We start from the raw sequence: 16,115 nt of genomic DNA, 5'->3' as shown, positions 1-16,115 counted from the left end.
AACAGCTATCAAGTTTGAAGAGCATCAGGCATGCACCGGCTGGTGCAGCTCTTCCTCTGGCAAAGGATCTGGCATATACAAGGCAAGATCCTGTGACGCAGCGACAGGAGCAACAGCGGCTGCAGGAGCTTGCACCGAACCCAGTCCGTCGATGTCGCCGGCGGCCTCATCCTTGGACTGCAGCACATCGTGCAGCGCAGGCAACGCCGTAGCAGCAGGCTCCTCCGCCCCCTCATGCAGGGCATCGAGCTGCTCCGGGTCGAGGCTCATGGCCAGCAACGGCGACGCATACGCAGGCTTGGGGCCGGGATCGCCACCGTCGTAGACCACCTTCACATCCTTGACGGTCGATGCCTGGTCGCCATCTCCGTCCTGGATGGTGTAGCCAAAGCGATCCCAGTAGGAAGCCAGCGCCTTGCCCTCATAGATGAACTTGCCCGTATCGAACTCCACGGTCAACGAGCCACCTGCAGCTGTCTTGATGGTGATGAGGTGCTTGGCGGCGTCATAGGTGTAGGTTCCCGAAGCCGGGCTGCCCGTCACCTGCAGCGCCTGCCCGGGCAGGTAGGTATAGGAGACGCCGTCGACCTCCAGCACATTGATAAAGCCACCGTCTGCACCATAGCCTTCCACGGCGCTGTCGAGTGCGCCGCGCAACGAGCCCTCCAGCCTGGGCAACTGGATCAGGTCCTGCAGCGTGGAGTTGAGCTCCGCCGCCGAATTGGCCAGGACCACGGCGTTCTCCACTCCAGCTGGGCCGTTGTAGGCGATCGGGTCAATATTCGGGATATCGCCCGTCTTGATACCGCCAAAGCCCACCCCCACGGAGTTGATGTGATGAGTCGTCAGAAAGTCTTCCCACTGAGCCTGCAGTCTTGGGTTGACGCCTTGGCCCAAGGTAGGCACACCATCGGTGATGAAGTACGAAACATTCTGCACTCCCTCCCCGGTCAGCTTGCCTACATTGTCGGCAAAGCCATTGGTACCCATCGCCGCGTTGAGGGCGGCTTTATAGGGCGTACCGCCAGTCGCTGTCAGGCCATTGATGATAGCGATGGCCGTCGCGGCACTCATCCAGGTGGCATGGGCATTGGCGGAGGAGCCGTTGAAAGTCACCAGCTTGACCGCCACATCGCCGTACTCTTCGTACTTGTTGATCAGGGCTTCAAGCGCTTTCTTGGCTAGGCTCAGTCGACTGTTCGCGTTGGAGCCACCGCCAGGCAGTACCTTGCCGTTGCTATCCCAGGCCATGCTGCCCGACAGGTCCAGCACGATCATCACATTGGTCTGCAGCTTGGCGAGGTTGATCACCAGCTCGGCATCATCGGCAAGTGCCGGGACATCATCCTTGACCTCCACGACAAACCCGATTTCGCTGCTCTGCTTGCCATCGTGAACGATGGCCTTGAAGTCCAGGTCCAGCGTGTTTGCACCACGGCCGACTGCATGATCCACGGGGCCCTTGAGAGTGACCGTATAACTTGCCTCGTACCGGCCACCAACCTCGGTCAGGGCTCCGACCTTGACGGTCATGACCTCCTTGGCACCGGCCCTGCCGGTCAGCGTGCTGCTGCCAGCATCCCAGCTCCAGGTCACCGCCACGCCGCCCGAAGTGATGCTGCCGTCCGCAGGGCCTTGCATCTCCAGCGAAAAGGTGTTGATGTCCGGTGTCTGATCCGCATCGGTAAAGCTGATCTTGCCCGTGGCTGTGGTCGTGCTGCCCGGGTCATCCTTGATGCCTCCGACCAGGGCCTCCTCCGCAACATGCAACACCTTGTCTTCGGGGTCCATCACCAACACAGGGGCGTTGTCGTTCAGGTCCTTTTCATTGAGCGTGACAGCGACCTCGGTCTTGCCTCCCTCGCTATCGGTCGCCACCACCGTGATCGTCTGGCTATTGCTGCCTTGCTCGAAATCATTGGCTTGCGACGCCGCTCCAGCCGCCGTCAGCGTGATCTCCCCAGTCGTAGCATCAATCGCATACCAGCCATCGGGATCGCTGTCCGGATCGATGCTGTAGGTCACCGATGTGCTGTCGGCATCATTGGCCTTTACCTGACCCAGCCACTTGCCAACGGGGCTGTTCTCTTCGTATTCAAAGGCATAGCTGGTCACCGGCGGTTCGCCCGGATCGCTTGGATCGACAAACACCGGTGGCTGGCTCACCGTCACGATGACATCCGCCGTCTCGGGCGTGCCGCCGTCGGTCTGCGCCGTGTAGCTGAACCGGGCGTCGCCGTTGAAGCCCGCATCGGGCGTGAACACCAGTTGGCCGGCCACCAGCTTGACGCTGCCATCGGCCACGGTCACGGTCTGGCCTTCGGCAATGGCGCTGCCGTTGACATGGGTGATCTTGACGTTGCTGCCTTCGAAGTCGTCGTTGCCCAGCACATCGATGGTGACGGACTTCTCAAAGCCCGTGCTCGCCCGGTCGTCGAACGCATCCTGCTCGGGCGTGACGTTCACGGTCACCGTGGTCGTGGTCTTGCCGCCCTTGCCGTCGTCCACGATCACCGTGAACTCGTCCGTGCCCGGGCCGCTCCAGTCCTTGTTGGGGATGTAGGTGTACTTGCCGTCCGGTGTCACGACCACGGTTCCGTGAGCGGGCGGAGTGCCCAGCTCGTAGGTCAGTGGGTCACCGTCCTTGTCCTGACCGGTGATCTTGCCGTGGAACGGGGTGTCCTCGCCCACGGTGACGGTGTAGCCGCCGCCAGGCGTGAAGCTCTGGCCGGGGAGGTAGCCAGGGTCGCCGGGGTTAAGGCCTTCGTTGGGATCGGTCGTCTCGGGCAACTGGTTGGCTGCCACCGTGACGATGACATCCGCCGTCTCGGGCGTGCCGCCGTCGGTCTGCGCCGTGTAGCTGAACCGGGCGTCGCCGTTGAAGCCCGCATCGGGCGTGAACACCAGTTGGCCGCCCTCCAGCTTGACGCTGCCATCGGCCACGGTCACGGTCTGGCCTTCGGCAATGGCGCTGCCGTTGACATGCGTGATCTTGACGTTGCTGCCTTCGAAGTCGTCGTTGCCCAGCACATCGATGGTGACGGACTTCTCAAAGCCCGTGCTCGCCCGGTCGTCGAACGCATCCTGCTCGGGCGTGACGTTCACGGTCACCGTGGTCGTGGTCTTGCCGCCCTTGCCGTCGTCCACGATCACCGTGAACTCGTCCGTGCCCGGGCCGCTCCAGTCCTGGTGGGGCGTGTAGAGGTACTTGCCGGTGTGCTTGTCGATAGTCACGGTGCCATGAGCGGGCGGAGTGCCCAGCTCGTAGGTCAGTGGGTCACCGTCCTTGTCCTGACCGGTGATCTTGCCGTTGAACGGCTGATCTTCACGTACCGAAACCGTGTTGCCGCCATTGCTGAATTCCTGCCCGGGCACAGGGTCTGAGGCAAGGTGACGCAAACCCACATGGGGATCGGCAGCCTCAGGAGGATGGTCGATATTCTTGCCGCCGCCCCCACCGCTCGACGCAGCCAGCCCACCCAAGGCCAGCCCCAGAAGCCAAGGCAACCACGGTGCGGCAGGCTCATCCGATTCGATCTCGGTGAACTCGAAGCCTTCCCAGGCCTTTCCATATTGTCCCCACCAGAGCACCCCGTGCTGGTCTTCCAAGACCAGATCATTGCGCCCATCCTCTGCATATGCCGTGAAGAATCCGTTCACATGGATTTGCTCTCCATCGACCAGCGTCAACACCAGATCATTACCGACACGCACTGATTTGGCGATCTGTTCCGGTGCAACTTTGAGGATGACTGCAGAAGGCTTGTCTAAGACCAGTCCTTGCTGCGCAAGGACGATTTTTCCACCCGATTTATATACGGCTTCCATGAACTGCTCCTTGATTCCTGACCTTGGCAAAACTCTGAACCCTCTACTCCGGGGTGCTCAATGCCAAACGCCTGCGAATGCTAGGAGCTAGCGATCTGGAACGCTTTTGAAAAAGCGAACATTCCGTCTTCCCACCAGACAAACACTCAAAAAAATGTCAATTTTTCTGATGACAGAGATTCGCCGCATCGCGCCAATTTTTAAAAACAGGAAATTGCTTTTGTATTCCGGAAAAACTTGTAAACAAACGTCAGATTCTGTGCATCTGCGTCATCCAAACCCTCGAAACGTAACACCTCGTTAAAGATCAACTTCACAATCCCGAGGTTTTCAACATAACCATCTAACCTCGGATTGTTGCTGTGTCTTACTGGTCGCCTGCAGGCCCCTCCGGGGAAAGAATTCTCGTCATCGACGACAACGTGGCTGAACTCAAGATCCTGCTGGAATTGCTCAAAAGCAATGGCTATCGTCTTTCCGTCGCCATGGACGGCATGCAAGGCTATCGCCGCGCCACCACTCAGCAATTTGAATTAATCCTTCTGGACGTAAACATGGGCGATGTCGATGGATTTACCGCCTGCAGGCTACTGAAGGCTGACCCTTCCACGGCAGACATCCCTGTGATTTTTGTGACTTCTTGCGCTTCACCCCAGGAGCGTCTCAAGGGATTGCAGCTGGGCGCCGTGGACTACATCCAAAAGCCGTTCGACATCAATGAGGTTCTTGCGCGTGTGGAAATCCATCTGGCTTTGACGCAACGCCAAGGAAAACCAGACCAAGATGCATGCACTTCACCAGAACCTCCAGCGCAGGATTCTGAGCCAGCAAGACTATCGAGCACACTGAGCGCTGTTCACAATCTGACCTTGCTGCGGGCTGCGCAGCAGTTGGTCCTTTCCGACTTGTCCAAGGTTCCGCCCCTGCCTGAATTGGCAACCCAACTAGGCACCAATGAAAAGCGCTTGACAAGGGTCTTTCAGACTCACACGGGCAACACGGTTTACAAATTCATTCGCGAGGCTCGCCTTCACGAGGCCAAACGCATGCTTGCCAGCTCCGCCATGCATATAGAAGAAGTGGCCGCAGCCATAGGATTCTCCAGCGCAGCGAATTTCTCCTCCGCTTTTCATGCCTACTTTGGCTGCACCCCATCCGCTTTTCGGCGCTCCTGCCTGGGTCAGAAGCCATGAGGCGATGCGTATCTGGCTGCATCCATCTGCTGTGCAGCATGCTGCTGTGCTGGGCGATTGATGCGAAGGCGATTGAAGTGTCCTCCCCGCCAAGCATTCAGATCAGCGATGTGATTCTCGGCCTCAAAGTCCTGGATAACACGGTTGAAGTCTGGGAACGAGGTTCACCAAACGAAGCGCCGCTGAACGTGGCAGCCCTTCCTAATGGTGAGATTGATGGATTTCGCACTGTCACAGCCAAGACGCTTGATGGGCGATTCGATATGCGTCATCTGTGGCTCAGGATGACACTGCACAACGATCTAGAAAGCCCTCAAGCAGTGCAACTGGCTTTGGGGGCATGTTGGCTGCAACATGTGAATTTTTATGTCCTGCGCATGCGGGAGGGCCAGGTTCGCGCAAGTCGAATGCTGGCTGGAATCAGCGACCCCAACCAATCGCTGACCCGAGTACCTCAGATTGCCATCAATCTCGCTCCAGGAGAGACCGTACGCGTACTGGTTCACGTCAATAGTTACGCATCCAGCAAGCTGGACGTCGCACTGCATACCGTGGATCAATGGCACATGATGGAGCGGGACTATGCGCTATTCAGTGGACTGCTGATCGGGAGCATCCTTGTTTTCGTAGTGTATTCCGCAGCACTGTGGAGAATTCTGCGCACCCCCATGATGGGATGGCAAACATTGGGGCTGCTGCTGGCTGCACTCTACGAAGCGACCTATCGCGGCTATGCACAAATCATACTTTGGCCCAGCAGCACAGAGTGGGGTTACCGCTCCCATCATGTTCTGGTGGCTGGCATCGTACTGAGCCTATTGCTGTATCTGCGGGCGCGCCTGGAAAAAGCGCAAAACTATCTGCCCTCATCCGGAATACTCCTGCTCAAGCTCATCGCTGTCCTGGAAAGCGTTGTTCTGGTCGGTGCACTATTTGGACCTTATGAGTGGTTCGCACTTACCGGCATCATCGTCGCACTGTTTAGTCTGCTCACGATTCTGGCTTGCACATATATCTACTATCGCAATGGGGGGCCAGGGGGCATGACTGCCTTGCTGCTGGTCTCTGTCCTGGCATTCGGTGCATTGCTACGCGCCGCCGCACTGCTTGTGCCCAATATCTCAGTGGTTCAGCTTCTCGAGCAATATGTGCTTGTGCTGCCCGCCCTGACGATCGGCCTTTTCATTATCACCAGCTCGGCCTATCAATATTCCCATCAAAGGCATCAGGCGCAGCTCACATTGCTGCAATGGCAAAGCCAGCAGCAAGAGCGCCTGGAACAAGAGGTCGAGCACAAAACCAGCGCGCTCAAAGAGGCTCTAGAACAAGCAGAGCAACGTTCGCTGGAACAAAAAGAACTGCTCGCCTATGTCAGTCATGATTTGCGAGCGCCTGTCTCTGCGATCATTGCCTATCTGCAGCTGATGCACCAGTCCCCGAACAAGGTTGACACGGACAAACTGGCAGCCATTGAAAGAAGCGCAGCCTACCAATTGGCATTGATAGACGAGCTGGTGGACTATGCCAAAGATGAGCTGCAGCCTCCATTGGCATTGAATGAGCAATCAGTGGATCTGAGTTCTTTGCTGAGCGATCTGACCAAGTACGCCCAGGCCCTGGCCCATCGCCAGCGCAATACCTTTTCACTGCAAATCCAGAGCCTGCTGCCCACACATATCTATCTGGACGGAAAGCGCCTGCAGCAGGCGGTGCTCAATCTCCTGTCCAACGCTGCGAAATTCACATTCGACGGAAACATTGACCTCAAGCTGCACGCCCAATACCGTGGCAGAGAACAATGGCATCTACGCTTTGAGGTTAGCGATAGCGGTTCCGGCATAGATGCAAAAGTCCTTGCCGGAATTCAGAAATCGCTGGCAGCGAATCGCACCCACAGCAAGCGAGGACTGGGGCTTCTGATAGCGCAGCGCATCATTGAGAAAATGAACGGCCATCTATCGATAGACAGCCAACCAGGGCGCGGCACCAATGCGGTTTTCTTTCTCATGGTGAAGCAGGTATCGGATAGCCCTCTCTTCCAGGCTTTGTTAACTCAAACCACATCGGAAAAATACAATCAGCTGAAGACCATGCATAAACTCGAAGCTCTTCCAAGAGAGCACAAGAGCGAATTGGCTCGGCTTGCAGACCAAGGAAACTGGAGCGATCTGCACTGCTGGATTGATGCCATGGATAACGGCACGGACTATCAGGTTTTGATCAAGGCGGTCAGACAAGCCCTGGATGATTTGGATTTTGAGCAGATCAGCAATATCGCACGCGATGCACCACTGCGATGATTATCAGCAAACGCAGTGAATTGGGGCCATCCTTAGAGCGGCAAACACCACCGATCCACGAAGCGCGCACAGATGATCGCAGCGGCCAGTTTCAGCAACGCTTCGTGGATATCCAGCCGCCTTTCAAAGCGGATGCGCAGCTTGCCAAAACCTGCAAACCAGCCATGTGTGCGCTCTACAACCCAGCGATGCTTGCCTAGCTTTTCGCTGCTCTCGACACCTCTCCTGGCAATCCGGCTGGTAATGCCTCGTCGCCTGAGATAGGCGCGGCAGCGCTTGTAATCGTAGCCTTTGTCCGCATGCAGCTTCGCCGGCCGCTTGCGTGCCCGCCCCGGCAAGCCCGCAATGGCTGCAATCGCATCCATGCACTTCTCGAACATCATGGAATCATGCCTGTTGGCTCCACTGACGAGGATCAACAGTGGGATGCCTCTGGCATCTACGACGATATGTCGTTTGGAGCCGAGCTTGCCTCTGTCGGTGGGGTTGGGGCCCGTTTCCTGGCCCCCCCGGGGGCTTGGCACCGAGGAGCCATCTATGCTGGCTCGGCTCCAATCAATCTGGTCATGCTCGCGCAGACGTACCAGCATGGCTTGGTGCAAACGCTACCAAACGCGGCCAAACGCCATTGGCATTCCAGTCACGCAAGCGCCGCCAGCAGGTCATACCACTGCCGTAATTCAAGGACTGGGGCAAGTCTTCCCATGGGATGCCTGTTTGCTGCACGAACAGAATGCCATTGAGCGCTGCTTCATCGCTCACGGTGAGCTTGCGTGCGCCACCTTTGACGGAAGGTGTGAAGGCGAGGATCAGGGGCTGCAGCTGTCGCCACAGTTCTTTGCTAACGGGTTGTCTTGCCATGAGGGCCAAAAGCATAAATGCTTCTGGCTGATCTCAAAGGAAAGTGGCGTTAGCGGCTCTTAACGAGCTGCATATCCGGGCGGCCATATTGAATCGATCTACAGAACTGGGCCGTCCTCAGACGGCAGCCGTGGTATAGCCACCGCTAGGGTTTGGGGTAGCTCGCTTCAAACTTGATTTGTGCAGCAGCGCCCCAATTCACCTGACCTCAGGGTCAGCCAAAGCCGGTCTCATCTTCAACCGATTGAGGTGATTTGTCATTCGTTACCCAAAGCGGAGTGCCTGTCAAAGGCTGCCTGCAGTCGCTCAACTCACGGATACCGGTGAGTGCCAGTGCCCAAAGCAGTCGTTGGAGCGCGACTTCACGGAAGTCCGCTCCAAACCTCAAGGCAGTCGCTGGACTGCCATGCATTTCGTGGTGACCGCTTTTACCTGGGTCGAATTGGTGCTAGCGACCCATTGCTGCCCGTCGCGATTCGGCAGGCGCCGACCGCTATGCAAGGTTCACCGTTCGTCGTTTTGGATGCCAAAATGTCAGCTTTACTCAAGATGGCTTCGCGCCAATGGGCTGATCGAAGATCAAGCAGGTTGTGGTTGCATGGGCATACAGCTTCCCATCGGGACCAACGATACGCCCCTCCGCTGTAGCTACCTGTCGGCCGGCGTGGATCACCCTTCCCTCTGCACGCACCAACGGCACCCCTTCGGTCAACGCACGCACCATGTTCACTTTCAGCTCCAGGGTGGTGTAGGCTTTGCCCGCCGGCAAGGTCGTGTGAATGGCGCAACCCACTGCAGAGTCGAGCAAGGTCGCAAACCAGCCTCCATGCACCGTGCCCAGCGGGTTGTAGTGACGACGCTTTGGGCTGCCCTGAAACACCGCCTCCCCTGGTTCCATGCGAATGGGAACAAAGTCGAGCGTTTCGCCAATTGGAGCCGGGGACAGCTCCCCCGCGAAGATGGCCTCGAACATTTCCATGCCAGAACGACCAGCGACACTGCCGTGCAGCCCAGTATCCACAGCTCTTAGACGAGCACGCACCGCAACTTCATCCGCCCGCCATCTCTCAATAACCTGATCCACAGTCATTTCAGCCTCCTTCATTTTTTAAAACTTGTAATTGCAATAATTGTAATTACAATATATCAAATGAAGAACAGCATCAAGCCCCAGGGTTGCACCAACCTGAAGTTGCGCCAGCTCAGTCGTATCGTGACGCGGCACTACGACCACTTTTTTGCGGAGGTGGGCTTGAAGATCACGCAATACTCCCTACTCTCCCACGTCGTCAAACTGGGGCCGATACGGCCGGTGGATCTGGCAAAGCGCATGCAGATGGACGCCTCGACATTGACGCGCAATCTTCAGCCGCTGGCAGCAATGGGCTTGCTGACGATTGGCGCTGGAGCCGACGCACGCAGCCGTTTGGTCACCGCAACAGAAACCGGCGTGTCTAAACAGACACAAGCACAACAGGCTTGGAAGGCTGCACAGCTTGCTTTGAACGCGCAGCTGGGGACGGAACGTGTGGCGGCGCTGCATGACCTGATCGACTCCTGCATTGAATGCCTTGACGGCGATGAAGGGAGCGACGATGCACAAGCCGATTGAGTCCACGAAATCCCTGTCCGGCGAGTTGCTGCTGATGCTCGCGGGCCTGGCAGCGCTGGGATCGTTGGCCACCAACATCATCCTGCCAGCCTTCCCTTCCATGGGGGCCGAGCTTGGGACATCTGTCAAAGACCTTAGCGCCACTCTGAGCACCTTCTTTGTGGCTTTCGCGTTGGGTCAGCTTTTCGTGGGACCGTTGTCGGATCGCTTTGGACGCACACCCCTGGTGGTATGCGGTTTGTGCGTGTTTGTGGTCGGTAGCGCGGTATGTGCCTTTGCGACAAGCCTTCCTCAGCTCATCGTCGGCCGAGTGATTCAAGCCCTAGGCGTTTGTGCTACGTCCGTCCTATCGCGTGCGATTGCCCGAGACCTGTTTGAAGGCGATGCCCTCGCTCGTGCGCTGTCGCTGGTCATGGTCGCCATGGCAGCTGCACCCGGTTTTTCTCCGCTACTTGGCGGTGTCTTCAATAGCGTTTTGGGCTGGCGCGCAACCTTTGGCGTTGTCGGGGTGCTTGCCATCCTGCTAGGTATCCACTATGTGTCGCGGCTTGGCGAGACGCATAGTTCCGACTTACGCCGCCCGTTGGCACTCAGTGCTGTAACTGCGACCTACAAAGCACTCCTGACTGACCGCCGTTTCATTGCACCAGCAATGTCTGTCAGCTTGGTCTTGGGCTCGCTGTATCTGTTTTTTGCAATGGCACCGGCCATCTTGATGGAAGGGTTCGGTTTTTCACCCTTGCAACTCGCTCTTTTTTTCGCGTCGACCGTCTTTGTTGTCTTTGGCGCTGGTCTGCTCGCCCCTCGACTTGCGCATCGCTTTGGCGCAATGCGCGCTGCCCGTGCAGGCATCGCCGTCGCCTTTGCCGGTGGTGCGACCCTGCTGGCAGCCCCGGAGCAGGTGTACTACTTCTCGGCGGCGTTGACAGTGTTTCTGATTGGAATGGGCCTGATCAATCCCTTGGGAACTGCCGTGACCCTGCAGCCGTTTGGCCAAAATGCTGGGGCAGCCTCTGCTTTGCTGGGCTTCCTCCAAATGGGCTGTGCGGCGATCTCCATCGCGATCACCTCCGCACTGCCGCTTTCACCCTACCTGGCATTCAGCGCTGTCATCGCCACCAGCTTGCTGATGGCGATGGTGACGTTTGGGGTTGCGGTAAAGCGCTGAACGTTAAAGCTCAGGCCACATCAGATTGAGTAGCGTGAGCCGCTGCGGGAGGCGGTACGCCTTCTTGCTCCGCCAACGCACCAAGGATCTTGTCCCGACACACAGCCAAGATTTCGTCGGCAAGTGGCGAATCATCGGGACAGGCCCCTGACATGACCAGGGCCTCGACGATGTGCGCAAAGGTGTCGATGGACTTGGCCCGTGCCCCATCATTTTCTGCTCGCTCCGAGGTCGGACATTCCTTCTCAGGGGCGTGCAGCAAATGTCGTCTTGACCTCTTGCGTCTGACGCGCTGCATCGGAGCCCAGATGCGGCCATGTTGCAGCCTGCCGCCCGATCGTCACGATGCTCGGTCGGCACATTCGTCCATCGCCGGCTTAGATGAGACGGCCAACGCGAAAAGCAAGTTCACGCATCCACTGAAGCGCGGGGTCGGCATCGCGGTGTCGATGCCATTGCAATGTCTGTACCAGCATGGGTACCTCGAGAGGCGGTGGCCAGAGCTTGATTGGCAGTACTTTTTCCGCCTGCAGTGCCAGCCGCCTATGCACCGTGGCGATGCGATCGGTTCCGACGACCATCTGAGGCAGGGCCGCCATGCTGGGCGCGGACACCTCGACCTTGCGATTGATGCCGAAGCGGTCGAGAAACCAGCCATCGAACGCAGCGCGCTGTTGGCCCGTCGCGTAGTTCGCGACGACGTGTCCGCATTCGAGGTAGTCATTGAACGTGAGTTCCTCTCTGATGCGGCTGTGGTTCGCCCAGGTCACGCACAAGTACTGTTCCTCGAACAGTGGTGCGCGAGGATGGTCCACGGCCGCGAACTGCTCAGGAATGATCAGCAGATCGGCGTCCCCTTGCTCGAGTTGCTCGGCAGGCTTGTCATTGAGCGAGCGCAGCTCCAGACCGATTCCACGTGCCTGTTGGTAGAGCGCCTCAAGCAGGGGAGGAATGAATACCGCAGTCGTGAAGTCAGAGAGCAGCAGCACAAAGGTGCGCGTGGACTCCGTGGGATCAAACAGCGGTGGTGTGGTGATCGTGCTGTCTATGCGCATCAGAACCTCTCGCACCGGCTCTATGAGCCCCAACGCGCGCGGTGTGAGCACCATCTGTCGACCTTGCGAGGCAAGCAATTCATCACCAAAGAAATTTCGCAGCCTAGCCAGCGCATTGCTCATCGCGGGCTGGCTCAGATGTAGGCGTTCTCCCGCACGGCTGATGTTGCGTTCAGCAAGCAGCGCATCCAGGGCAACGAGCAGATTCAGATCGAGTTTGTTGAAACGCATGTCTTGAAGTTTGGGCACAAGCGCAAGGCTGCGGTTCCAGCAGCTCGCCACCCCGGGTTTGCATTGATATTCACCAAATGGATTCCTGGAATCTAAAGAATCCATTTCAGGAATACAAGCTAAATATCCAGAATCCGCTCCGTCGCGCCTGTTCCGAACCGGGCGACATACAAAAACATCAACGGAGACAAACATGCAAAACAGTGCTGAGCTGCACGACTTGACAGCGCCCATGCGCAACCATGCCCCCGCAACCATGCTGACACTGGTCGCCACGCTTGCAGCGGTGGCCCTTTCCAATGTGTATGCGCAAGGTGTACCAGGACCCAGTCTGCAGTTTTATGGCTTGATAGATGCAGCAGTTGGACGCTTCGAAGGTGCAGCAGCTGGAGTCAATGCACGCGATCGCGGTACTGCGAAAGTGGACGGCGGCGTCATGTCGACAAGCCACTGGGGTATCCGCGGCACCGAGGATTTGGGAAGCGGGCTTACCGCATCATTCGATCTGTCTGCCTTCGTACGCAACGATACGGGAGCTTTCGGGCGCAACGACGCGATTCCAGCGCCGGTCAATGTTGCTGCCGATCCGATGTTCTCCCGTGCCGCATGGATCGGTCTCGCGCATGCCACGTGGGGGCGCGTGCGCCTCGGTAACGTGACTTCGCTGATGTTCATCAACAGCGTGTCCTCCAACGCCTTTGGCGACTCCACCGTGATTAGCCCACTCAACCTCACCACCATGATCGGCAGCCCGATGACCGGCGGCACAGGCTGGGCGAATTCACTGGTCTATGACAGCCCGGTCTGGAGAGGCGTCAGCGCTTCTCTGGCCCACGGCTTCTCGGAGGGACAAGGCGGTAGCAACAATGCGCTCCGTGTGGCCTATGCACAGGGCCCTGCAGCGGTTTCTCTTGCAATGCAAAGCGTCAAACGCGACCCGCTCACGTTTGCCGATGGAACATCGCCCAACAACACACGGACCTGGCAACTCGCCGCCTCCTACAACTTCAACGCCGTCAAATTCTTTGCCCATCTTGGCGGCATACGCAATCGTGGCACGGCTATGCAACCACTGGATATCTCCTATCGGCTCTGGGAGCTGAGCGCTGCCGTTCCCGTGGGTTCAGGCCAGTTGCTGGCCGGATGGGCTTCGCGCCGAACCGGTGACGCCGTGGTGCCAGTGCCCGCTACTGCCGCTGGTGGAAATCTCGTGCGCAAAGTACTGACCGTGGGCTATGACCATCAGTTGTCCAAGCGCACCGACGCCTATCTGGTGCTGATGCGTGATCAGACACGCACCCAAACGACAGGGGCTCCATCTCAGGTACTCGAATCACGGGGAACGAGCGTCGCTTTGGGCGTGCGCCATCGGTTCTGACACGGCCACAGGAATACAAGGAGAAATGCAATGAACGAAAAATATCAACAAGCCGCACCGTTGGGAATGAATCGGAGATCCCTGCTGGTGATATTGGCCGCGGCCACCGCCGGGCCTATGGCACTGGCACAGTCAGGGCGACATGTATCCATAATCGTTCCCCAGCCAGCTGGAAATCCCAGCGACGTTTTCGCACGCAAGCTTCAGGGTTCGATGCAACGCGCATTGGGTCAGACCGTCATTGTCGAGAACCTTCCTGGTGCTGGCGGTGCGATTGGCGTACAGCGCATGCTTAATTTGCCTGCCGATGCAATGACCGCAGTCATGGTCTCGCAGACCGAGCCCATTCTCACGCCAGCGACGCTGGCCAGCGTGCGTTACAAGCCAGAACAGATGCGGCCAGTGGGTCTGCTGGGCCGCACAAGCTATGTGCTGGCCGGTAGACCTGATCTGCCGGCAAAAAGTCTTGCTGAGCTGCTGTCGTTGGCACGCCAAGCGGATAAAGCGGGCAACCCGCTGAGATTCGGCCATATCGGCCAGGGGTCGATGATTCACCTGATGGGCGCACAATGGGCGCGCCTGTGCGGCGTTCAGCTGTCCCATATTCCCTACCGCGGTGTCCCGCCTGCAGTGCAGGACCTCGCAGGCTCTCAGATCGATCTGTCGTTCGTGCCGCTGGGGGGCTTGGCGTTCGATCTGATAAAGACAGGCAAGTTGCGCGCGTTCGGCAGCACGGCAGACCAGTCTCCCGCACTGCTGCCAAAGGTAGAGCCGCTCAAGAATCAAGCCCCTGAACTACGCACATTTGTGCATACCGCGTGGGGTGCACTGCTGGTGCCGCGCGGGGTTCCCGACGCCGCGATCAAGCGCCTGCATGCAGCCTTCGACGCTGCGATGGGCGACGCTGACGTCCAGGATTTCTTGCGCAGCCAAGGTACTGACCCACAAGCACCTATGAGCTTGGAAGCGCTCGACAAGTTCTATCAATCCGAGATCCAGATCCATCAGGCGCTGTCGCGCGCCGTGGGCGTGGTGCCCGAATAAAGGTGTTTATATGAAAAAGCCATGCCGCCGATTTGTCGATCTCTCTATCTACTTGGAAAACGACGTTCTCTCTGACCCGCCACCGCTAGCACCCAAGATCACCTACCAGAAGCATCAAGATACGCTGCCAGAGTTCATGGCGATGATTCCCGGCACGACGCCTGAGGACTACCCCGATGGCGAAGCAGCTGCTGCCGAGTGGGTCACGTTGACCACGCACAGCGGCACACACCTGGATGCCCCCTGGCACTTCCATTCAACCCAGGACGCCAAGCTGGGCGGTTCTCGGCCATCGATCACGATCGACGAAGTGCCGCTTGAGTGGTGTTTTCAGCCAGGCGTGAAGCTTGACTTTCGCTACTTTCCCGATGGCTATGTCGCTACTGCGGCGGACGTGGAAGCCGAACTCAAGCGCATTGGCCATGAGATACAGCCACTGGATATCGTAGTCGTCAACACGCGTGCCGGTAGCCGCTACGGCAATGCCGACTACCTGGGCGCTGGTTGCGGCATGGGCTATGAAGCGACGATGTACCTGCTCGAGCGTGGCGTGCGCCTTACGGGTACGGACGCCTGGAGCTGGGATGCGCCTTTTTCATACACCGCTGCCAAGGTTGCGGAGACTGGCAACAAGGCCCTGATCTGGGAAGGTCACAAGGCCGGCCGCGACATCGGCTACTGCCATCTCGAGAAGCTGCACAACCTCGAAGCCTTACCACCCACGGGCTTCCTCATCAGCTGCTTTCCGCACAAGATCCGTGGCGCATCTGCAGGCTGGACACGCGCAGTCGCCATTTTTGAAGATGAAAACATCGCACCATGAGCTTGCCGCCCATTGAACGCATTGTCACTGGCCACGACGACCAAGGTCGCGCCATCATCACATCGCACGGCCCACTTCCCACAGCAGTCGAGATAGCGGCCATTCCTGGCACGGTATTCCACGAAGTTTGGGCCACCCATGCCACGCCAGCGCCGGTGGATAACGGCACCGACCCAACACTTGCCGAGCTGATGCTGCCGCCACCTCAGAACGGCACACGCATCCGATTCGTCGACATCCCGCCCGATACCGCAGAGCTCCTCGCGCAAGACAGAAGCGAGATGCTGAACGCCTTTACACAGATCGGCGATGCAGCCGCATCGACCGTGCAGGCGGATTCGCCGCACCCGTTGATGCATCGCACTCAGTCGGTTGACTATGGCGTCGTCATCGAAGGCGAACTGACCCTGGTACTCGACAGCGGCGCAGAGGTGCTGCTACGCCCGGGCAATGTTGTTGTGCAGCGCGGCACCAACCACGCCTGGGCCAACCGTTCGAGCCGGCCCTGCCGCATGCTGTTTGTGCTCGTCGACGGTGCCTATCACCCTGCGATTGCCTCATTGCTCGAGTGATGCAGCCTCTCGGCCTGGAAAACGAAGAGGCAGTGCCACTCTATCTGCCT

At 58.2% G+C, this 16,115-nt stretch carries 11 protein-coding genes and 1 pseudogene; 8 read left to right on the top strand and 4 right to left on the bottom strand.

Translation table 11 applies throughout. The features are described from left to right. Window positions 1-24: 24 nt before the first annotated feature. The gene (locus tag FSY59_RS02455; RefSeq protein WP_148728400.1) at window positions 25-3,828 is read right to left on the bottom strand and encodes an Ig-like domain-containing protein; all 3,804 of its coding nucleotides are present in this window, start codon (window positions 3,826-3,828) and stop codon (window positions 25-27) included. Window positions 3,829-4,190: 362 nt separating this feature from the next. Between FSY59_RS02455 and FSY59_RS02450 the strand changes: the two genes are divergently transcribed. Beyond that, window positions 4,191-5,021, top strand: a complete 831-nt coding sequence (locus FSY59_RS02450; RefSeq protein ID WP_003056954.1) for a DNA-binding response regulator — start codon at window positions 4,191-4,193, stop codon at window positions 5,019-5,021. A gap of 38 nt (window positions 5,022-5,059) precedes the next feature. Further along, entirely contained in the window at window positions 5,060-7,321 is a 2,262-nt protein-coding gene (locus FSY59_RS02445) for a sensor histidine kinase (protein ID WP_255439107.1), read from the top strand. Between the two features lie 32 nt (window positions 7,322-7,353). Here FSY59_RS02445 and FSY59_RS02440 read toward each other — a convergent pair. Together FSY59_RS02440 and FSY59_RS02435 are read right to left on the bottom strand one after the other, a co-directional pair. Beyond that, window positions 7,354-8,182 (bottom strand): annotated as a pseudogene (locus FSY59_RS02440) (IS5 family transposase). A gap of 544 nt (window positions 8,183-8,726) precedes the next feature. Beyond that, entirely contained in the window at window positions 8,727-9,272 is a 546-nt protein-coding gene (locus tag FSY59_RS02435) for a PaaI family thioesterase (protein WP_148728398.1), read from the bottom strand. Window positions 9,273-9,332: 60 nt separating this feature from the next. On the opposite strand from FSY59_RS02435, the gene FSY59_RS02430 reads away from it, so the two are divergent. Both FSY59_RS02430 and FSY59_RS02425 read left to right on the top strand, forming a co-directional pair. Further along, a complete protein-coding gene (locus FSY59_RS02430; RefSeq protein ID WP_003056969.1) occupies window positions 9,333-9,794 on the top strand; it encodes a MarR family winged helix-turn-helix transcriptional regulator in 462 nt (153 codons plus the stop codon). Beyond that, window positions 9,778-10,962, top strand: coding sequence for a multidrug effflux MFS transporter (locus tag FSY59_RS02425; protein ID WP_148728397.1), 1,185 nt, complete (start codon window positions 9,778-9,780; stop codon window positions 10,960-10,962). Before FSY59_RS02430 ends, FSY59_RS02425 begins: the two co-directional genes overlap by 17 nt. A 377-nt stretch (window positions 10,963-11,339) precedes the next feature. Here FSY59_RS02425 and FSY59_RS02415 read toward each other — a convergent pair whose 3' ends face one another. Beyond that, entirely contained in the window at window positions 11,340-12,353 is a 1,014-nt protein-coding gene (locus FSY59_RS02415) for a LysR family transcriptional regulator (protein WP_322518414.1), read from the bottom strand. A gap of 88 nt (window positions 12,354-12,441) precedes the next feature. Here FSY59_RS02415 and FSY59_RS02410 point away from each other — a divergent pair, with 88 nt between their 5' ends. Genes FSY59_RS02410 through FSY59_RS02395 form a run of 4 tightly spaced genes read left to right on the top strand, consistent with a single transcriptional unit; the run spans window position 12,442 to window position 16,065 of the window. Further along, the gene (locus tag FSY59_RS02410; protein ID WP_003056977.1) at window positions 12,442-13,626 is read left to right on the top strand and encodes a porin; all 1,185 of its coding nucleotides are present in this window, start codon (window positions 12,442-12,444) and stop codon (window positions 13,624-13,626) included. A 30-nt stretch (window positions 13,627-13,656) separates the two neighbouring features. Beyond that, window positions 13,657-14,670: a tripartite tricarboxylate transporter substrate binding protein gene (locus FSY59_RS02405; protein WP_043371839.1), complete on the top strand. Its 1,014-nt coding sequence runs from the start codon at window positions 13,657-13,659 to the stop codon at window positions 14,668-14,670. A gap of 10 nt (window positions 14,671-14,680) precedes the next feature. Further along, a complete protein-coding gene (locus tag FSY59_RS02400) occupies window positions 14,681-15,493 on the top strand; it encodes a cyclase family protein (RefSeq protein WP_148728396.1) in 813 nt (270 codons plus the stop codon). Further along, window positions 15,490-16,065 (top strand): cupin domain-containing protein, encoded by a 576-nt coding sequence (locus tag FSY59_RS02395; protein WP_003056981.1) that lies wholly within the window; start codon window positions 15,490-15,492, stop codon window positions 16,063-16,065. The genes FSY59_RS02400 and FSY59_RS02395 overlap by 4 nt, the downstream gene beginning before the upstream one ends. Window positions 16,066-16,115: the final 50 nt, after the last annotated feature.

It is taken from the genome of Comamonas sp. Z3, assembly GCF_008121565.1.
GTDB lineage: Bacteria > Pseudomonadota > Gammaproteobacteria > Burkholderiales > Burkholderiaceae_C > Comamonas > Comamonas brasiliensis.
The sequence above is the reverse complement of the archived record's forward strand: the minus strand, read 5'-3'. Positions and strand labels throughout refer to the sequence as shown.